Annotated in this window: 17 protein-coding genes; 8 read left to right on the plus strand and 9 right to left on the minus strand. The window is 56.1% G+C overall.

The genetic code is table 11. The features are described from left to right. The first annotated feature begins 80 nt into the window (after positions 1-80). Positions 81-1,475 (plus strand): PhoH family protein, encoded by a 1,395-nt coding sequence (locus tag ABM562_RS22820; protein WP_038998824.1) that lies wholly within the window; start codon positions 81-83, stop codon positions 1,473-1,475. Positions 1,476-1,516: 41 nt separating this feature from the next. Here the strand turns inward: ABM562_RS22820 and ABM562_RS22825 are convergent, their stop codons facing one another. Genes ABM562_RS22825 through ABM562_RS22840 form a run of 4 tightly spaced genes read right to left on the minus strand, consistent with a single transcriptional unit; the run spans position 1,517 to position 7,196 of the window. Beyond that, positions 1,517-2,746, minus strand: coding sequence for an MFS transporter (locus ABM562_RS22825; protein WP_460423419.1), 1,230 nt, complete (start codon positions 2,744-2,746; stop codon positions 1,517-1,519). Between the two features lies 1 nt (position 2,747). Then, positions 2,748-4,301 carry a carbamoyltransferase C-terminal domain-containing protein gene (locus tag ABM562_RS22830; protein ID WP_460423421.1) on the minus strand — a complete coding sequence of 518 codons (1,554 nt, stop codon included), beginning with the start codon at positions 4,299-4,301 and terminating at the stop codon, positions 2,748-2,750. Further along, the gene (locus tag ABM562_RS22835; RefSeq protein ID WP_460423423.1) at positions 4,288-6,093 is read right to left on the minus strand and encodes a methyltransferase domain-containing protein; all 1,806 of its coding nucleotides are present in this window, start codon (positions 6,091-6,093) and stop codon (positions 4,288-4,290) included. Before ABM562_RS22835 ends, ABM562_RS22830 begins: the two co-directional genes overlap by 14 nt. Positions 6,094-6,107: 14 nt before the next feature. After that, positions 6,108-7,196 carry a SagB/ThcOx family dehydrogenase gene (locus tag ABM562_RS22840; protein WP_460423425.1) on the minus strand — a complete coding sequence of 363 codons (1,089 nt, stop codon included), beginning with the start codon at positions 7,194-7,196 and terminating at the stop codon, positions 6,108-6,110. Between the two features lie 497 nt (positions 7,197-7,693). Between ABM562_RS22840 and moaC the strand changes: the two genes are divergently transcribed. The 4 genes from moaC to ABM562_RS22860 all read left to right on the plus strand — a co-directional run bounded on the left by moaC (position 7,694) and on the right by ABM562_RS22860 (position 9,865). After that, on the plus strand, positions 7,694-8,170 hold the full coding sequence (gene moaC / locus ABM562_RS22845) for a cyclic pyranopterin monophosphate synthase MoaC (RefSeq protein WP_010220726.1): 477 nt from the start codon (positions 7,694-7,696) through the stop codon (positions 8,168-8,170). Beyond that, positions 8,167-8,412: a molybdopterin converting factor subunit 1 gene (gene moaD / locus ABM562_RS22850; RefSeq protein ID WP_038998825.1), complete on the plus strand. Its 246-nt coding sequence runs from the start codon at positions 8,167-8,169 to the stop codon at positions 8,410-8,412. Before moaC ends, moaD begins: the two co-directional genes overlap by 4 nt. A gap of 2 nt (positions 8,413-8,414) precedes the next feature. Next, positions 8,415-8,861, plus strand: a complete 447-nt coding sequence (gene moaE, locus ABM562_RS22855) for a molybdopterin synthase catalytic subunit MoaE (protein WP_115085397.1) — start codon at positions 8,415-8,417, stop codon at positions 8,859-8,861. Positions 8,862-9,088: 227 nt separating this feature from the next. Continuing rightward, the gene (locus ABM562_RS22860; RefSeq protein ID WP_115085398.1) at positions 9,089-9,865 is read left to right on the plus strand and encodes an ABC transporter substrate-binding protein; all 777 of its coding nucleotides are present in this window, start codon (positions 9,089-9,091) and stop codon (positions 9,863-9,865) included. A gap of 29 nt (positions 9,866-9,894) precedes the next feature. Here ABM562_RS22860 and ABM562_RS22865 read toward each other — a convergent pair whose 3' ends face one another. The 5 genes from ABM562_RS22865 to ABM562_RS22885 all read right to left on the minus strand — a co-directional run bounded on the left by ABM562_RS22865 (position 9,895) and on the right by ABM562_RS22885 (position 15,031). After that, positions 9,895-10,521, minus strand: a complete 627-nt coding sequence (locus tag ABM562_RS22865; RefSeq protein ID WP_038998828.1) for a helix-turn-helix transcriptional regulator — start codon at positions 10,519-10,521, stop codon at positions 9,895-9,897. A gap of 74 nt (positions 10,522-10,595) precedes the next feature. Beyond that, positions 10,596-11,726: an NAD(P)/FAD-dependent oxidoreductase gene (locus ABM562_RS22870; protein ID WP_258578352.1), complete on the minus strand. Its 1,131-nt coding sequence runs from the start codon at positions 11,724-11,726 to the stop codon at positions 10,596-10,598. Between the two features lie 10 nt (positions 11,727-11,736). Beyond that, positions 11,737-12,687, minus strand: a complete 951-nt coding sequence (locus ABM562_RS22875; protein ID WP_115085400.1) for an ornithine cyclodeaminase family protein — start codon at positions 12,685-12,687, stop codon at positions 11,737-11,739. Between the two features lie 145 nt (positions 12,688-12,832). Further along, positions 12,833-14,272, minus strand: coding sequence for an ATP-dependent RNA helicase RhlB (gene rhlB / locus ABM562_RS22880; protein ID WP_415842520.1), 1,440 nt, complete (start codon positions 14,270-14,272; stop codon positions 12,833-12,835). A 102-nt stretch (positions 14,273-14,374) separates the two neighbouring features. Then, positions 14,375-15,031 carry an alpha/beta hydrolase gene (locus ABM562_RS22885; protein WP_460423429.1) on the minus strand — a complete coding sequence of 219 codons (657 nt, stop codon included), beginning with the start codon at positions 15,029-15,031 and terminating at the stop codon, positions 14,375-14,377. A gap of 335 nt (positions 15,032-15,366) precedes the next feature. Between ABM562_RS22885 and ABM562_RS22890 the strand changes: the two genes are divergently transcribed. From ABM562_RS22890 to ABM562_RS22900, 3 genes are all read left to right on the plus strand, one after another. Next, on the plus strand, positions 15,367-16,395 hold the full coding sequence (locus ABM562_RS22890; protein ID WP_115085403.1) for an amino acid ABC transporter substrate-binding protein: 1,029 nt from the start codon (positions 15,367-15,369) through the stop codon (positions 16,393-16,395). 67 nt (positions 16,396-16,462) lie between these two features. Next, entirely contained in the window at positions 16,463-17,641 is a 1,179-nt protein-coding gene (locus ABM562_RS22895) for an amino acid ABC transporter permease (RefSeq protein ID WP_115085404.1), read from the plus strand. A 10-nt stretch (positions 17,642-17,651) separates the two neighbouring features. After that, positions 17,652-18,749: an amino acid ABC transporter permease gene (locus ABM562_RS22900; protein WP_115085405.1), complete on the plus strand. Its 1,098-nt coding sequence runs from the start codon at positions 17,652-17,654 to the stop codon at positions 18,747-18,749. Positions 18,750-18,751: the final 2 nt, after the last annotated feature.

The following is an 18,751-nucleotide window of genomic DNA, read 5'->3' on the forward strand; positions in this document are numbered from 1 at the left end:
CTGGGGAGAACCGGCGGCCACTTCGCGGCGCAGCACCGCACAGGTATTGCGTCGTCTGGCTTCCACAAAGGTGACCGAGTATGGATGATCAAGGACGCACCAATTCCTCCAACCAGCCAATCCTTTATGTGCTCGATACCAATGTACTGATTCACGATCCAAACGCCTTGCTCAACTTCGAGGAGCACCACGTCGCCATCCCGATGACGGTGCTGGAGGAGCTCGACAAACTCAAGACTGGCAAACAGACGATTGCCGCCGAATGTCGCCAGGCGATCCGTCTGATCGACCAGACCCTGGGTGATGCCTCGCCGACCGATGTCGAGCAGGGCGTGCCGATCCAGCGTGGCAAGAGCGGCCCCAAAGGCTTCCTGTCGATTCTCATGAGCCCGCGCAACGAGCCCAACCGCCTGCTGCCGGAAAACCTCAACGACAACATCATCATCAACCAGTTGCTGGAGCTGCGCAGCCGGCGCCAGGAACTGGACGTGGTGCTGGTGACCAAAGACATCAACATGCGCCTCAAGGCCCGCGCCTGCGGGATCGCGGCCGAGGACTACAGCACCGACCAACTGGTCGACGACGTTTCCTTGCTGTCCAAGGGGTATCACAGTGTCACCGGGTCATTCTGGGACCGCGTCAGCAAGGTCGAGACCCGTCAGGATCATGGCCGCACCTGGCACCGGGTACAGATGATCGACAACCTGCCGGCCGTGCACATCAACGAGTTCATCATCGACGAACAGGGCTTCGTTGGCTGGATCAAAGGCATCAAGGATGGCGAGCTGGTGCTGCTCGACCTGCACCAGGAGCCGCTGCTGCACCAGGAAGCCTGGGGCCTCAAGCCTCGCGACATTCACCAGAGCCTGGCGCTGTTCGCCTTGCTCGACCCGGATATCCACCTGGTCAACCTGACCGGCGCTGCCGGCTCCGGCAAGACCATCCTGGCCCTGGCTGCCGCCATCGAGCAGACCATGGTCAGCAAGCGCTACCGGCGCATCATCGCCACCCGCAGCGTGCAGGGGCTGGACCAGGAGATCGGTTTCCTGCCGGGCACTGAAGCAGAAAAAATGGAGCCCTGGCTCGGGGCAATCACCGACAACCTCGAAGCCCTGCACATGGATGATGAAAACACCCATGGCAGTGTCGAGTACATCCTTGAGCGGGTGCCGCTACAGTTCAAGTCGCTGAACTACATTCGCGGTCGCAGCTTCCAGCAAAGCCTGATCCTGATCGACGAATGCCAGAACCTAACCCCGCACCAGATGAAAACCATCATCACCCGTGCCGGTACCGGTTCCAAGGTGATCTGCCTGGGTAACCTGGCGCAGATCGACACCCCTTACCTGTCCGCCACCAGCTCGGGCCTGACCTACCTGACCGAGCGCTTCAAGGACTTCCCCAACGGCGTACACATCACCCTGCAGGGCGTGCCGCGCTCGATCCTGGCCGAATACGCCGAATCGCATCTGTAACCTTTAACTGCAAGCCTGCGCTTTCGCAGGCTTGCAGTGTTTCAGTCTATGGTTGCACTGTCTCGTTGGCTGGTACTTTCTGAATGATTCGTCCGATGGGTAATATGTAGCGTGCAAGCGATCAAGGTGGTGGAGATGCCTGCCGCTAAGAGAACGCTAGCGATGTTGGCCAATTCCGCTAGCCAACCACCCAGTATGGGGAAACTGATGAACAGAGCGATGGATAGAGTGCGCACAGTCGCAAATGTCGTACCCAATTTGTTAGGGGGACAAGTGAGTTGCAAAGTGGTTGTGAGGCCCTGAGTTGTCAGGCCATAGGCGAATCCGGCGAGAAGAAAAAGTAGCGACAAGAGATTAAGCTCGAAATACGCAGGAAAAAAGCTGAGAGATCCGACTGCGAGTACTGCGAGACCAAAACACATCGACGCTATTGTGGAGCAGATACGCGAACCACTACGATAAAGGCGTGGAAACAAGAAGCCTGCAAAAATTCCGCCCAGTGCAGTTGCACTGACGATAACGCCGAAAGACGTTGCACTTTGTCCATTCCCCTTCAACAGCAAGCTCAATAGGGAGTCGTATAGGCCCAGGGCGGCTGACTGGGAAAGTATGCACATTAAAAAAATACGTGCGGTCAATTGTTTTTTGAAAAAATTATAGATTTGTCGGTTGCTGGTTTTTGGAATTAAAGGACATGTGGCCTCGCTTCTCATGATCCTTGCAGATAGTAAAGTTACGAATAGTAAACCGCACAAGCACACAAAAGCGGAAAGTAAAAAACCGGCTGACTTAAAACTCAATCCTGTGAGAATCCCAGCTGCAAGGGGGGATACGATTTTTACGGTTTGATCTATTATCATAATTAATGAAGTGTTACGGATAATCTGCGGTGCGGTCAGCAAGTTTCTTGTGAGAACGACTTCGGCCGCTGTTGAGCCAAGGTTAGATAAACCTTTTAGCATTGTAAATGCCAAAAACAACTCGACGGAAGGGGCTACAAACAGAGCGCAAGATGCAATGAAACGAATACAGAAACTGACCGAGATTATTATGCAGGGGTTGAATCGGTCTGCCAATGATCCTAGATAAGGGCCAAAGAGAAGTGCCGGAATCCCATACAAGGAAGCTGCTAATGCTAGCGTTTGTGCCGAGGCATCGAAAATGAAAGTTAGCGTCGAAAAAATGAGTATGAAGTCGAGCCATAGTACAATAGAGCTGCAGAACCGGATTCCACACAGAGAGAAGTAGTTCTTGGTGCTGATCTGTTGCACTTCAAAGGTCTCCTGGCTTGATGTACATTGTGTCATTTATCACAAATGTCATTATATTATGTTTAATGCAGAATCTTTCGAGGTCTGTTCGGTTGTTGATAAAACCAGAGCCGCTGAAGTTGAGTGATGTGTTACACAGTACTCCGACGTCGGTGGCCTCCTTGAAATTTTTAAGTAGCTCGTATGTGGCTGGGCTGTCTCTGTAAGTGATTGTCTGCACGCGAGCAGTTCCATCAACGTGGGTTATCGCTTTGAGGCGCGGGTCAATTACAGTGTAAAAAGTCAGCATAAATTTGCTTGATGTACACTCTTCGAAATGTAGTGCTGCGTCTTCCTCAAGGCAAATTGGGGCGATGGGGCGATAGTGTTCTCTGCTTTTTATTTGGTTTAGCTTGGTCGTCGTAGTTTTTAGAAAAGGAGCTGCAAAAATAGAGCGATTACCTAATGCTCGTGGACCTATTTCACATTTCCCTTGAACCCAGCATATTATCTCTCCTCTAGCTAGTTTTTGACTGACTAGGGATAATGAAAGCTTAGAAGCCTCGTATTTGGAAGGACTGTCAATAGTACGGGTATTAGAAAATTCCTGGCCAGAGTAAACACTCCAATTCAATTTTGACCTTGCAGAAAAGGTCTTGTTCGCCAAGGCTGCGGCCCCTATGGCGACCCCAGTATCATTTGTGCAGGGTGGGACAAAAATATCTGTGAACAACTCGGAAGACTTCCATTTTTTATTCCAGTCACAGTTTAGTCCACAGCCGCCTGCTATTAATAATGGTCTTTTTTTTTGGATGTGTTTTCTAAGTCGTCTTGAAATGAGTTCGAATAGCGAGTTGGATATCTTTCTTGCAAGGTCGCAAAAGTCCTGACTTTGAACACCAATATTGTAATATTTGCTGGCTTTTAGGTCTGATTTAGAAAAGCTATCAATGGGGGAAGGGGTGTCAAGGATGTAACTAAGTAGTAGTCGCTCATCATCGGTGATCTCAGCATTTCTGCCAAAAGCTGCGAGAGCCATCATTTTTCCGGCATCTCCCAATCGACAGTATCCTTTAGGTAGGTCGAAATTAGGGTCTGCGACGCCGAATGCAAATGAGTATCTCAATCCAGGGCTTTGAATTATATCCTCCAATAACTCGATGCTCAGATCCTTTCGAATTAAATAGAGTTTTCCTATGAAACCTTCGAGGAGCAGTACATAGCAATCTGTTGAATCGGCGTATGGGGATAAAGCATAGGAACATATGATATGTGAAAGTTCATGGCTGCAATATAACCAGGGGATGTTGTCCCGTTGTTCAAGCTTGTAATTGAGCCCGAGATAGCCTCCGTCGGTGGGGGCACTCCGTGGGTCATTCTCCCGCGCCCATCCACTTACGGCTATTACATCAACGCTACTGGACGAAGCGGAAAATCCCCTCGCGAGGTTGGTAGGAGTGTTATAGGAATATCTGGGGTTGTTATCCTTTTCGGCCTCATAGCTAAATACAAGCTCGTCATTGTTGACAAAGCAGATGTGGCCATCGTGTCCAGTGTTAAAACTAACTATTTTCATGTGTCATCCTTGGTCGAAGCCAAAAAAGGTACATGTTGCTAAAGGTGCTAGGGTTTGCTACTTCAAATTCGTGCCATCGATTGAGTAGAGATTTGATGTCGCGAATTGTATTGAACTTCGAAAATGACGGTCCTTTTGATGCTGAATTATTTAGTTCAAAGCCTGCGAAATCCAAATTGTATAAGCGTATAAGATTGTAAATCTTGCGAGTGGTGAAAGGGATTTCACAGGGGTTGAAAAGGAGATCCATACAGCCTTGGATCGAGTAAAAATCTTTAGAGTAGATAAGGTTTTCCAATTGTTTAGGGTAGAGTGTAATTGCTAAATTTCTAATAGAAGGGATGTTGTCAGGTGTGTAAGGGATTTCGTGCTCTTTGCATTTTGATTTTAGGATTTCTAAAGTTGCTCTCGCATACTTGCTGTAGAGGCCAAGTTTTATAATTCCGTCAGGAGCAAGTACTGAAAGTAATACCTTGAGGGTTCGCGCTGGTTGTTTGAGATGATGTAATACGCCGATGCACTCGATGATCTTAAATTTTATACCAAGGCTAGGTGTGTCGGAGATGCTGCAGTGAATGAATTTTACGTTCTTAATTGAGTATAGGTTTTTTTGTTTGTTTGCATGTCGAAGGCTTGGCAGGCTCACATCTACGCCGATTACCTCGGTGTCCGGATAGTTTAATGCAAGCTGTATGGCATGGCGGCCGGTTCCACAGCCGGCTACCAAAATGCGCTTATTGGTCCATGATTGGGTGCTTGGGTTCAGCCCTGTATTGGAAAAATAATCATCTAGGGTACTTGGGGTGTGCAGGGGAAGCTGTTTCCAGTGAGGGTAGGGGTTTGATTCATAGAACAGCCTAAGTTTGTCACGATTAATACTGTGTAATAACTTTGGGTGTGGCTTTGTCCTAGGGGTGTATGTGAATTTATCATTCTCTGTTTTAATTTCAATGTCTGTTGTTCTTGGATTTGATGGGGCTGTGATCGAGGTTTCTGCGGTTGTCGTGGAACCTTGTCTTGTAGTGGGGGAGTTGTCGTGGGTGACGTGTATTCCGTTGGAAAGGAGATTTTGAATTCTCAAGGTTTCAAAAATATAAGCTTGGTGGGATGTAAGTTCTCCATGGCTAGATAGTTCGTGTAGCGCTTTGTTTAAAAGACTCAGGCCATGCTCTATAGTCGGATTGGCGACTGATTGTGTATTCAAAAGCGAAGCAAAAAGTGGGTAGTGTTCAAATGCAGATAATAGGTGTAAGTAGTTGGCCGGATGAGAGGAGTCAAAATAGTCTTCGCAAGCGATAATGTCGAGGTATGCGTCAGATACTGCCTGAAGGTCTACGTTGGAGATCGTTGCAACTTTCTCTAGTGTTCTGGCTGATTGTCGATCTACTCCGGCACAGTTCGACTTCCTGATTACTTCTAGATACCGAACTGCAGTTGAATATTCAGCAGTGTCCTGAGCTTCTATTGCTTTTTCATAGGCCCAAAGTGCTAAAGTAGTGTCGCAGGTCTTCTCGCAAATCCGGCCAAGGTTTGTGAAGTAGGTTGAACGTCCTTTTGCAGTTTTATGGACTAGTGAGCATGCTTTTCTGTAATAGGCCGTTGAGTGCTCTAGGTTTCCTAATTTTTCGTGTAATACACCTAGGTTGTTTAAGGTTTTGAAATTGTCGCTATACAGATCTAAGCTTCTGTTATATGACTCTTCGCAGGCGATGAGGTTATCGTGTTTGATAAAACTATCTCCCGCGACTCTTTCGCACTCGGAGGCTGCAAGTAGAGTTTCAGATTTGTCCATGTCATGCTTATCCTCTACAAGAGCTTTTGTATTGCCGGTGATAGAGGGTCGGAGTATCCAGAACCTGCCGCTGCCACGAAGATAGAATGTTCTTTCACTCCATCGATGCAGACCATATCGTTCAGCATGTCATCAATGAAATAGCCAGTGACCCAAGTGTTCAATTCATAAGCGGTAGCGACTAAGTTAAAGGTTTGAGATAGATGGCCTACGTCCAAGAGAGCGGAGCGATAGGCCCTAGAGTGGGGATACTTCCACCAAAGCTTGTCAAATCTAGATGTCATAACGATTAGAAAGGATGCATCGCTTGCAAATGCCTGGTGGCAAAGCGCTATATTTAAGTGTTCTATTTTATTACTTACCAAAGTTAGCGCGTGTTGATGTGAACGGTAATGGTAGATACCTCTTTCGAGGCTATTTACATTCAATGCTATTAGGTAGGCTTCGGTTGCCTGAAGGCAGCCAGCGCTGGGCGAGGAGCGTCGATAGCCAACTGTTTTAACTCCACGTGCGGCTAGATCGAGCTGATGAGAGTCTCCGTGAATTTTTCCAAATGTTGCGAACAATAGGTTGGAGACGATTTCGAGGTCAATTTTACTATTTTTGAAGTGACGGCTTGTTCTCCTTTGTTTCAGAGTTCTCACCAAAGAAGCACTTAGCTTAGATAGAGAGTCAGGTGGTAGAGGAAAGGTTTTCCCTTCGCGCTCTGTGTCAACAGTTGGCATTCGCTCAGCTATACTTTCACAAAATGCTACATAGCCCGTCTCTGGGTTTTCAGTTTCATTAGATAAATCTGACGGAAAATTGTGCTTGCTACCCAAGTGAAAAATTCTGGCTATATCATCCCAGCCCCAGTTGCTCTGAGTGTATGCGTCGGGTAGTGAAGCATTTACGCTGGTTTCTAAAAATCCAGCCTCAATTAGAGTATCGTCCTCGGCGGCTGGGTTGTAGGGTAGTAGTCGTGATGTGCTTAGTTCGTAAAATCTATCTAGGAATCGGCGATCAAAAAAATCATATTGATGTCCTGTTTGCAAATTCCAAGCGACAAATCTACCTTTGCTGACGGTGAAAATTATATTCTCATTGATGTTGTATTCATTCATGTAATTGTCTCCGGATTGGGCAGGTATGACCTGCCCAATATCAAGATTAACTTACAAGTGCCTGCTTATCATTCAGTCTTGTGACCAAGATGTGGTAGGCGTCGTTCGACAGTGAACTAAGATGGCTCTGCATGATGATTTTTTTCATGTGAATCCCTCGTTGTTGTTGGTGAGGCTTGATGGCCTCATGTGTGAGGATAATTTTGCTCTGGTCAATGTCAATATTAGATGTGGTCAGGAGAATCTTATAAGGTTGTAAGATTATTCGTGGTTTTTATGTGTTTTAAGTATCAGTAAGTTAGAGGGTTTTCTATTTCATGTGCAGGGTGATCCGTTGAAGTTAATTCTGGGTATGGCGACCTTTAGTGCTCTCAACGCAAGATCTATATTCAGCCGTACGCCCCAATGAAGCGCCTTGACGCTGGCCCAGGCTATTTTTCGCTTCGAAGACCTGACCCCAGGGTTTACACTCTTTGCTCCTGAACAGGAGGAAAGCTGTGCTCACTCATCTCGATTCCCAAGGTCGCGCCAATATGGTCGACGTCACCGATAAAGCCGTGACTTCGCGTGAGGCCGTGGCCGAAGCGCGGGTGCGCATGCTCCCGCAAACCCTGCAGATGATCGTCGAAGGCGAGCACCCCAAGGGCGACGTGTTTGCCGTGGCGCGCATTGCCGGCATCCAGGCGGCAAAGAAAACCAGCGACCTGATCCCGTTGTGCCACCCGTTGCTGCTGACCAGCGTCAAGGTCGAACTCAGCGCTGAAGGCAACGACACCGTTTACATCGTCGCCCGCTGCAAGCTGGCCGGGCAGACCGGCGTGGAAATGGAAGCCCTGACCGCTGCCAGCGTCGCGGCCCTGACCATCTACGACATGTGCAAGGCGGTCGACCGCGGCATGATCATCGACGGCGTGCGCGTGCTGGAGAAACTGGGCGGCAAGAGCGGCCATTACCAGGCGGATGAAGTGAAATGAGCATTAAGGTGATGTATTTCGCCCGTTATCGGGAAGCTCTGGGTGTTGATGCCGAGAAGCTCGAGGGTTCGTTCGCTACCCTGGATGACGTACGCAAGGCACTGGTCGCAAAGGGCGGCAAGCATGATGTGCTGAGCGAACAGAACCTGATGTGCGCGCGTAACGAAGAGCTGTGCAAGCTGGATGAGCCGCTCGAAGACGGTGACGAAGTGGCGTTCTTCCCGCCCGTGACCGGAGGCTGAGCATGAGCGTTCGAGTCCAGAGCGAACCCTTTGATCCGGGTGTCGAAGTCAATGCCATGCACGCGGCGAATGTCGGCGTTGGTGCGGTGGTCGGCTTTGTTGGCTATGTGCGCGACTTCAATGATGGCCAGGAAGTGGCGGGGATGTTCCTCGAACACTACCCGGGCATGACCGAAAAGGCCCTGGCCAAGATCGTGGTTGAAGCCGAGGCGCGCTGGCCACTGCTCAAGGTCGAGGTGCTGCACCGCATCGGCGGTCTTGAACCGGGTGAGCCGATCGTTTTTGTCGGTGTTGCCAGTGCCCATCGCCAGGCCGCGTTCGACGCCTGCAACTTCATCATGGACTACCTCAAGACCCGCGCGCCGTTCTGGAAGAAGGAACAGACCGGGGACGGCCCGCGCTGGGTCGAAGGCAAGCAGAGTGATGAAGAGGCTGCCGGGCGCTGGTAACCCTGTGGGAGCTGGCTTGCCAGCGATCGAGCGCGTAGCGGTCGCAATGCAGGCAACACCTGATGTGCTGATTGCACTAGCTCCCACAATGCTTTTGCTTGTTGAGTTTTCATACCAAAAAGTCCAGTATGGAATTATAAGTACAAAATAATTCCAGGCCGACCCTTGCCTGCCCCTATTCCTCTGTCTTGCAACACACCTCCAACAACGAGCGAGAGAGACCCGTCATGAACAAGTTCACCCTGATCAGCGGTCTGGCCTTGAGCCTGGTGGCCAGCAGCAGTCTGTTCGCCGCTGGGGATACCCTGCGCCTCGGCATCGAAGCCGCCTACCCACCCTTTGCCTCGAAGAATGACAAGGGCCAGATCGTCGGTTTCGACTACGACATCGGCAATGCCCTGTGCGCCCAGATGCAGGTCAAGTGTGAGTGGAAAGAGGTCGAGTTCGACGGTCTGATCCCTTCGCTGAAAGTGAAGAAAATCGACGCCGCCCTGTCGTCGATGACCATCAGCGAAGAACGCAAGAAATCCGTGGACTTCACCCACAAGTACTATTTCACTTCATCGCGGCTGGTGATGAAGAAAGGTGCGGTGGTCGATGATCAGTACGCGAGCCTCAAGGGCAAGACGGTTGGCGTGCAGCGCGCGACCACCACTGATCGCTACGCCACCGAAGTGTTCGAACCCAAGGGCATCAAGGTCCAGCGTTACGGCAACAACGAAGAAATCTACATGGACCTGGCATCCGGACGGGTCGATGCGATTTTTGCCGACACCATCCCGCTGGAAGACTTCCTGTCGATGCCACGCGGCGCGGACTATGCCTTTACCGGCCCTGAGCTGAAAGATCCGAAATACGTCGGTGAAGGTGCCGGGATTGCCGTGCGCAAAGGCAACGGCGAGCTGGTCAGCAGGCTCAACAAGGCCATCGACGATATTCGCGCCAGCGGCGAATACCAGAAGATCCAGGCCAGGTACTTCAAATCCGATATCTACGGCGACTGATCGCCGCCTCACTCAAGGCCTGAAGGTAGTCAGGCCTTGAGTTCCTTCAGGTGCTTGTACACCGTCGCCCGTCCCATCCCCAGCACATTGGCCACATAGTTGGCCGCACTCTTGCCCTTGAACGCGCCTTCGGCATGCAGGGCCAGCACCAACTCGCGCTTGTGGTCGCGGCTGAGCAGGTTGAGGCTCAGTTGCCGCTGGCGCAGCCAGCTGTTGAGGAAGGTGTTGATGCGCTCCTGCCAGTCATCGCGGAACAGTGCATCGGGCTGCGGGATCAGCTTGCTCGGCGAAAGGAACAGGTCGAGCGCCGCCTTGGCGTTCTCGAACAGGGAAATGTTCAGGTTGATGCACAGCACCGCCAGCGGCTTGCCGGCCGGGTCGCGCAGCACGGTGCTCAGCGAGCGGATCTTCTGGCCGTCCCAGTTGAGCTTTTCGTACGGGCCGATATTGGTTTCGTCGGTACCTTCCTCGAACATGTCCTCCAGGGCCGCATCGTCGCCTACCTCGCGCTTGGACAGGTTGTTGGCGATGTAGTCGATCTTCTGGCTGCGCAAATCGTGCAGCACCACTTCGGCGTGGGGGAAGAACAGGGTGGCGATGGCGTCGGCGATGGCCCGGTAGTTGTGCAGGGCTGGATCGGGGCGGGGTGTGGGCATTCGGGCAGGCTCCAGGCGGTGTCAGCGCCCTTGGCAAAAGGGCGCTGGGAGTGTGCCGCAATCGCGGCCGGGCGTCACCCTTGCAGGCGGTGCGGCGACAGCATTGCGGCGTTCAAGCCAAAGCCCTTGAGTGCTTCGGGCAAGTCCTCGCCACGCACCAGGGCCGCGCTGGCCTGGCCCATGGCCGGCGAGGTCTGGATACCATAGCCACCTTGCGCGGCGACCCAGAACAGGCCGGGAACCTGCGGATCGAATCCGGCGACCAGGTCGCCGTCGGCAACGAAGCTGCGCAACCCGGCCCAGGTGCGGGTCGGGCGACGAATGCTCAGGGTGGTGGCTTCTTCGATCTGGTAGATGCCCATGGCGATGTCCAGCTCTTCGGCCTGCACGTCATGAGGCTCGACCGGGTCGGCATTGGCCGGTGAACCGAGCAGCATGCCGGCGTCGGGCTTCATGTAGAACGACTCATCGAGGCTCACCAGCATTGGCCAGGCATGGCTGTCGATGCCTTCGGGGCCGGCGAAGATGAACGCCGCGCGACGCTTTGGCTGCAAGCCCAGCGGCTGGGCACCGGCCAGTTCCCCAAGCTTGTCGGCCCAGGCACCGGCGGCATTGATCAGCACAGGGGCGCTGAAGGTGCCACGGCTGGTCTGCACCTGCCAGAGGCCGTCGGCATCGCGGCTCAGTTGCTGCACTTCGCAGTCGCTGTGCACTTCACCTTGCTGACGGCGAATACCACGCAGGTAGCCCTGGTGCAGGGCGTCGGTGTCGATGTCACTGGCGCTCGGGTCGTACAGGGCGCCATGAACCTTGTCGCGGCGCAACACTGGCAGGCGCGCGCAGGCCTGCTCGGCGCTGAGCAGCTCGACTTCAGGCACGCAGGCCTTGGCGTTCTGGTACTGGCGCTGCAGCTCTTCAGGGTCGCCGTTGAGGTCGACGGTCATTTCCCCGCGAGGGCTGAGCAACGGGTGCTCGGCGAAGCCCGCAGGCGGATGGTCGAAAAACTCACGGCTGGCCAGGGTCAGCGCGCGGACCTGCGGTGTGCCATAGGCTGCGGTGTACAGCGCGGCCGAGCGGCCGGTGGAGTGGTAACCCGGCTGCGACTCGCGCTCAAGCAGCAGCACCCGCCCGTGGCCGGCCAGCCAGTAACCTGTGGAGGCACCGGCAATACCGGCGCCGATGATGATGAAATCAGCGTGTTGCATGGAGGTTTCCTCAGTCGGCGCGTTGCAGGCGGTACAGGGCGTTGGCCAGGGCGATGTCTTCCAGGCCCAGGCCGATGGAGCGGAAGAAGGCATGGCGCTGGTAGTCCGGTTTTTTCGCGGTACCACTGATCAATTGCGCCAGGTCGCCGACGATCGCTTCGGCTTGCCAGCCATGTTGCTCGGCGGCGATGCGCATCTCACCGGCGCTGCCTGGGGTGGTTACCCGGTAGTCGCAGTAGACGTCCATCTCGTTCAGGGTCGCTGGCGGCACTTCATGAGCGCGCACGGCGTTGGTGCTGATCGAGGTGATCAGCGCAGGCTTGCTCAGCTGGCGCGGGTCGAGCACCGGGCTGGCCGAGGAGGTGCACAGCAGGATCACGTCGGCATCCATCACTGCCTGCTCCAGGCTCTCACTCAGCACCAGGCGTGGATCGAGATCGGTCAGGGCCTGGCGCTGCTCGGCCGTCTGTTCGCCCAGGCTTGGCGAATACAGGCGGATGTCCTGCCACTCGCGCAGGCCGCGGGCGTAATGCAGGTGCGCGCGGGCGATCGGGCCGCTGCCGATCAGGGTCAGGCGCCGGGCGTCAGTTGCGGCCAGGGCATCGACGGCCACGGCGGTGGTGGCGGCGGTGCGGGCGCTGGTCAATTCGCCGGCATCGCAGAGCATCAGCGGTTGGCCGCTGTCCATGGACATCAGCAGGGTCCAGGCGGTGACCAGCGGACCCTGTTCGCGGACGATGTAGGGCGAGGTCTTGACGCCGTACACGCGCTCTTCGGCCAGTACGCCGCCGTAGTTGATGAAGTCGCCCTTGCCGGCCGGGAACTCCACCAGTTGCTGGGGCGGTTGCACTGCCTGCCCGGCCGCCAGGTCACGGAACAGGTTGCGCAGGATCTGCGGGACATCCACCTGGGCGAGCAGTTGGCGAGCGTGCTGTTGATCGATGACGAGAGGCGCAGACATGCGAAGCTCCAAATGAACTATTTTGTCTATTATGGACTTTTAGTTTATTTGGGCAATATAGGGCGGTGTAAAAAGCATCGCGGGGCACGCCCGCTCCTACCGGATGGGGTAGGAGCGGGCGTGCCCCGCGATAGGCTCAACGCAATCAGTGATGCTTGCGCGGTACCGGCTTGAGCAGCTCGGTCGGCGGCATCTCGCAGCTGATCTTGCGTCCCAGCAGCTCCTCGATGGCCGGCAGCTGGTAGGAGTCATCTTCACCGGCAAAGCTGATCGACACGCCGCTGGTGCCGGCACGACCGGTACGGCCGATGCGGTGCACGTAGTCGTCCGGGTCTTCCGGCAGGGTGAAGTTGATCACATGGCTGATACCGTCGATGTGGATCCCGCGGCCAGCCACGTCGGTGGCCACCAGCACGGTGATGCGCCCTTCGCGGAAGCTCTCGAGGGTCTTGATGCGCTTGTGCTGCGGTACGTCGCCCGACAGCTGGGCGGCGTTGACACCGTCGCGCACCAGGCGTTCTTCGATGCGCCGTACTTCGTCCTTGCGGTTGGCAAAGACCATCACCCGTTCCCACTTGTTCTCGGTCACCAGGTTGTACAGCAGCTTGTACTTGTCGCTGCCGGCCACGGCATAGACGTGCTGCTCGACGGTTTCGCTGGCAACGTTCTCCGGCTCGATCTCGACGATGGCAGGGTCGGTGGTCCACTGCTTGGCCAGGTTCATCACGTCTTCGGTGAAGGTTGCCGAGAACAGCAGGGTCTGGCGTTCGCTCTTGGGTGGGGTCTGGCGGATGATCTGCCGCACCTGGGGGATGAAGCCCATGTCGAGCATGCGGTCGGCCTCGTCCAGTACCAGCACCTCGACCATGTCCAGGTGTGCTTCGCCGCGCTGGTTGAAGTCCAGCAAGCGGCCCGGGGTGGCCACCAGGATGTCGCAGTGGCGGGCTTCGAGGGCCTTGAGCTGCTTGTCGAAGTCCATGCCGCCGACGAAGGTCATGACGTTGAGGCCGGTGTATTTGGTCAGCGCCGCGGCGTCCTTGGCGATCTGTACCACCAGCTCGCGGGTCGGGGCGATGATCAGTGCCCGTGGTTCGCCCATGTAGCGCTCTTTCGGCGGCGGGGTCTGCTGCAGCTGGGTGATGATCGAGATCAGGAAGGCCGCGGTCTTGCCGGTACCGGTCTGGGCCCGGCCGATGGCGTCTTTGCCGCGCAGGGTGTAGCCCAGGACCTGGGCCTGGATCGGCGTGCAGTAAGGGAAGCCGAGGTCGTGGATCGCATGCATCAGCTCGGGCGAGAGCTTGAAGTCATGGAAACGGGTCTTGCCTTCCTGCGGCTCGACGGCGAAGTCTTCCAGCTTCCAGGTGGAGGCTGCGGGTTTTGGCTTGCGCTCACGGCGCGGCTTGGCCTCGGCCGGTTTCTCGGCGCGGGCCGGGGCCGGTGCAGGGGCTGCGGCCTCGGTCTTGAGCGGAGCCGACGGGGCAGGGGCCTGGAGTGCTGCGGGCGGCTGCATCACGGGGGCAGCGGTTTCGGTGGCGAGTTGCTCAACCTCGCTCTTGCCGAACATCTTCTTGAGTGCTTTGAGCACGGTCATCTCATCAATTGGTTAAGGAATGTACGCCGGGCAGTGTAATGCAAGAATCGGGCGCGGCGTAGTGGATTGCACTGACAACTACAGGGAACGCTTCTTTTAGCGCAGGCGTTCGGCCAGCCAGACGGCGATATCGCGAATTTCTTCCTGCAGCACTTCGTGCTCCATCGGGTATTCGGCCCACTTGGCGCTGACGCCCCAGTTCTTCAGGTGTTCGTAGGCGCTGCGCCCCATGGCCGGTAGCACTACCGGGTCGTGTACACCGTGCAGGCACAGGGCCGGGGTCCTTTGCTGACAGGCGCTCAGTTCGCGTTCCTGGGCGAAGGTCGGGGCATAGGTCGAAAGCGCCAGTACACCGCCCAGGGCTTCTTGCCACTTTATATAGGCCGTGTGCAGTACCACCGCGCCGCCCTGGGAGAAGCCGGCGAGGATGATGCGCGACAGGGCCACGCCTTTTGCCTGTTCGGCCTTGATCAGTTCGATCACCTGCTCGGCCGATTCCTGCAGCTGCTCTTCATCAATGGCCCGCGCCGGGCTCATGGCCTTGATGTCATACCAGCTGGGCATTGCATAGCCGCCGTTGATGGTCACTGGCCGGGTGGGCGCCTGGGGCATGACGAAGCGGGTGGTCAGCAGCACTTCCTGCAAGGCCTCGGCGACCGGCATGAAGTCGTAACGATCGGCCCCCAGGCCGTGCAACCAGATCACACAGGCATCAGCGTTTTTTTGTGGTTCGAGAATCAGCGGGTGGGTCATGACTGCTCCGAAAGTGTGCGCGCGCTCTTGTTTGCGTGCATGAAATGAAGGCGCGTCGGGTAAATCCGGGAAAAACCTGTCGCAACGCTGCAAGTTTCCCTCTTGACGTGAACTGAAACGCTTTAGCCCCTCAGTGTGGTACGCGCTTTGCTATGAAACTCCTGATGCGAGGTTACACGTTTTGGACGGTAACACCCGTTAGCGGTCCCCAAGGCTGTCACAGAACAGCGCATTGCGCCAATTGACCCAAAAACAAGCCAACACGGGTCGGATGCGCCTCATAAGGGTGCGGTGCAATCCCGGCTCACACAACAAGAGCAAAACTGGAGGTTTGAATGAAGATGTTGAAATCCACACTGGCAGTGGTTACCGCTGCTACCGCGTTGAGTATCAGCGGTTTCGCACAGGCAGGTGCGACCCTGGACGCAGTACAGAAGAAGGGATTCGTTCAATGTGGTGTCAGTGACGGTTTGCCGGGCTTCTCGGTTCCGGATGCCAAGGGCAACATCGTCGGTATCGACGCTGACGTCTGCCGCGCGGTGGCTGCTGCAGTGTTCGGCGACGCCAAGAAGGTCAAGTTCAGCCAGCTCAACGCCAAGGAGCGCTTCACTGCGCTGCAGTCCGGTGAAGTCGACGTGCTGTCGCGCAACACCACCTGGACCAGCTCCCGCGACGCCGGCATGGGCCTGGTGTTCGCCGGTGTTACCTACTACGACGGCATCGGTTTCCTGGTCAACAAGAAGCTGGGTGTTTCCAGCGCCAAGGAACTGGACGGGGCAACCATCTGCATCCAGGCCGGTACCACCACCGAGCTCAACGTCTCCGACTACTTCCGCGCCAATGGCCTGAAGTACACCCCGATCACCTTCGACACTTCCGACGAGAGCGCCAAGTCGCTGGAATCCGGCCGTTGCGACGTGCTGACCTCCGACAAGTCGCAGCTCTACGCACAGCGCTCCAAGCTGGCCGCCCCGGCTGACTACGTGGTACTGCCAGAGACCATCTCCAAGGAGCCGCTGGGCCCGGTAGTGCGCAAAGGCGATGAAGAGTGGTTCAGTATCGTCAAGTGGACCCTGTTCGCCATGCTCAACGCCGAAGAGATGGGCATCAGCTCGAAAAACGTCGAAGCCGAAGCCAAGGCCACCAAGAACCCTGACGTGGCCCGTATGCTCGGCGCCGATGGCGAGTACGGCAAAGACCTGAAACTGCCGAAGGACTGGGTAGTACAGATCGTCAAGCAGGTCGGCAACTACGGTGAAGTCTTCGAGAAAAACCTGGGCAAGGAAACCCCACTGCAAATCGACCGCGGTCTGAACGCCCTGTGGAACAACGGCGGCATCCAGTACGCGCCACCGGTGCGCTGACGCTTGCAGCCTGCGGCGGCATTCGGCCGCCGCAGGCTGTTCGGTTCCCTTCCTTTCGGGGCATTACATGCAAAATAATATCGGCGCACCCAAGGGACTATCCCTGAGCGATCCACGTGTGCGTGCGTGGCTGTTCCAGATCCTCACCGTGGTCGCGGTGGTCGGTCTGGGCTGGTACCTGTTTCACAATACCCAGACCAACCTGCAACACCGCGGGATCACTTCGGGCTTCGACTTCCTTGAACGCAGTGCCGGCTTTGGCATCGCCCAGCACCTGATTCCCTATACCGAACAGGACAGTTATGCGCGGGTCTTCGTCATCGGCCTGCTCAACACCCTGCTGGTAACCTTCATCGGCATCATCCTCGCGACCCTGCTGGGCTTCATCATCGGTGTGGCGCGACTGTCACCGAACTGGATGATCAGCAAGCTGGCCACGGTGTATGTCGAGACTTTCCGTAACATTCCACCGCTGCTGCAGATCCTGTTCTGGTACTTCGCGGTGTTCCTGACCCTGCCGGGACCGCGGGGTAGCATCAATCTCAACGACACCTTCTTTATCAGCAACCGGGGCCTGAACATGCCCGGTGCTTCCATGGCCGAAGGATTCTGGCCATTCGTCGTCGCCGTGGGGCTGGCCATCATTGCCATTGTGGTGATGGTGCGCCTGGCCAACCGGCGCTTTGAGGCCACCGGCGAGCCGTTCCACAAATTCTGGGTCGGCCTGTTCCTGTTCTTCGGTATTCCGGCGCTGTGCGTGCTGCTGTTCGGCGCGCCGGTGCACTGGGAAATGCCGCAGCTCAAGGGCTTCAACTTCGTCGGCGGCTGGGTGCTGATCCCGGAACTGCTGGCCCTGACCCTGGCGCTGACCATCTACACCGCAGCCTTTATCGCCGAGATCGTGCGTTCGGGCATCCGTTCGGTGAGCTACGGCCAGACCGAAGCGGCCCGTTCCCTGGGCCTGCGCGAAGGGCCGACGCTGCGCAAGGTGATCATTCCCCAGGCCCTGCGGGTGATCATCCCGCCGCTGACCAGCCAGTACCTGAACCTGGCGAAGAACTCGTCGCTGGCGGCCGGTATCGGCTACCCGGAAATGGTCTCGCTGTTCGCCGGTACCGTGCTCAACCAGACCGGTCAGGCCATCGAGGTGATCGCCATCACCATGAGCGTCTATCTGGCCATCAGCATCAGCATTTCCCTGCTGATGAACTGGTACAACAAGCGCATTGCGCTGATCGAGCGGTGAGGACAAGCGCATGAGTACCCATGTTTTCAAACCTGATATGCCGCCACCGGTCAAAGCCGTCGGCGTGATGGCCTGGATGCGCGCCAACCTGTTCTCCAGCTGGCTCAACACCCTGCTGACGCTGTTGGCCGTGTACCTGGTGTGGCTGATCGTACCGCCGTTGCTGCAGTGGTCGATCTTCGACGCCAACTGGGTCGGCACTACCCGCGCCGACTGCACCAAGGAGGGCGCCTGCTGGGTGTTCATCCAGCAGCGCTTCGGTCAGTTCATGTACGGCTACTACCCGAGCGAGCTGCGCTGGCGTGTCGATCTGACTGTCTGGCTAGCGGTCATCGGCGCTGCGCCGTTGTTCATCTCGCGCTTCCCGCGCAAGGCGGTTTACGGCCTGGGCTTTCTGGTGCTGTACCCGATCGTCGCCTACACCCTGCTGCACGGCGGCTACCTGGGCCTGGCCACGGTACCGACCAACCAGTGGGGCGGGTTGATGCTGACCCTGGTGATCGCCACCGTGGGCATCGTCGGTGCCTTGCCGCTGGGGATCTTGCTGGCGCTGGGGCGGCGTTCGAACATGCCGGCGGTGAAGGTGGTTTGCGTGACCTTCATCGAGTTCTGGCGCGGCGTGCCGCTGATTACCGTGCTGTTCATGTCCTCGGTGATGCTGCCGTTGTTCCTGCCCGAAGGCATGAGCTTCGACAAGCTGCTGCGGGCCATGATCGGGGTGATCCTGTTCCAGTCGGCGTACATCGCCGAGGTGGTGCGCGGCGGCTTGCAGGCCATTCCCAAGGGCCAGTACGAAGCTGCTGCGGCCATGGGCCTGGGCTACTGGCGTTCGATGGGCCTGGTGATTCTGCCGCAAGCCCTGAAGCTGGTGATCCCCGGCATCGTCAACACCTTCATTGCCCTGTTCAAGGACACGAGCCTGGTGATCATCATCGGCCTCTTCGACCTGCTCAACAGCGTCAAGCAGGCCGCTGCCGACCCGACCTGGCTGGGCATGGCGACCGAGGGCTATGTATTCGCCGCCCTGGTTTTCTGGATTTTCTGTTTCGGTATGTCCCGCTACTCCATGCATCTGGAGCACAAGCTGGACACAGGCCACAAGCGTTAGGA

Source organism: Pseudomonas sp. ZL2 (genome assembly GCF_054788455.1).

What these genes read in the sequence shown, in the direction of transcription:
- ABM562_RS22820 (WP_038998824.1), top strand. Translation starts at nt 81, where the DNA reads ATGGATGATCAAGGACGCACCAATTCCTCCAACCAGCCAATCCTTTAT.
- ABM562_RS22830 (WP_460423421.1), bottom strand. Translation starts at nt 4,301, where the DNA reads ATGAAAATAGTTAGTTTTAACACTGGACACGATGGCCACATCTGCTTT.
- ABM562_RS22835 (WP_460423423.1), bottom strand. Translation starts at nt 6,093, where the DNA reads ATGGACAAATCTGAAACTCTACTTGCAGCCTCCGAGTGCGAAAGAGTC.
- ABM562_RS22840 (WP_460423425.1), bottom strand. Translation starts at nt 7,196, where the DNA reads ATGAATGAATACAACATCAATGAGAATATAATTTTCACCGTCAGCAAA.
- moaD (WP_038998825.1), top strand. Translation starts at nt 8,167, where the DNA reads ATGAGCATTAAGGTGATGTATTTCGCCCGTTATCGGGAAGCTCTGGGT.
- moaE (WP_115085397.1), top strand. Translation starts at nt 8,415, where the DNA reads ATGAGCGTTCGAGTCCAGAGCGAACCCTTTGATCCGGGTGTCGAAGTC.
- ABM562_RS22860 (WP_115085398.1), top strand. Translation starts at nt 9,089, where the DNA reads ATGAACAAGTTCACCCTGATCAGCGGTCTGGCCTTGAGCCTGGTGGCC.
- ABM562_RS22865 (WP_038998828.1), bottom strand. Translation starts at nt 10,521, where the DNA reads ATGCCCACACCCCGCCCCGATCCAGCCCTGCACAACTACCGGGCCATC.
- ABM562_RS22870 (WP_258578352.1), bottom strand. Translation starts at nt 11,726, where the DNA reads ATGCAACACGCTGATTTCATCATCATCGGCGCCGGTATTGCCGGTGCC.
- ABM562_RS22875 (WP_115085400.1), bottom strand. Translation starts at nt 12,687, where the DNA reads ATGTCTGCGCCTCTCGTCATCGATCAACAGCACGCTCGCCAACTGCTC.
- ABM562_RS22885 (WP_460423429.1), bottom strand. Translation starts at nt 15,031, where the DNA reads ATGACCCACCCGCTGATTCTCGAACCACAAAAAAACGCTGATGCCTGT.
- ABM562_RS22890 (WP_115085403.1), top strand. Translation starts at nt 15,367, where the DNA reads ATGAAGATGTTGAAATCCACACTGGCAGTGGTTACCGCTGCTACCGCG.
- ABM562_RS22895 (WP_115085404.1), top strand. Translation starts at nt 16,463, where the DNA reads ATGCAAAATAATATCGGCGCACCCAAGGGACTATCCCTGAGCGATCCA.
- ABM562_RS22900 (WP_115085405.1), top strand. Translation starts at nt 17,652, where the DNA reads ATGAGTACCCATGTTTTCAAACCTGATATGCCGCCACCGGTCAAAGCC.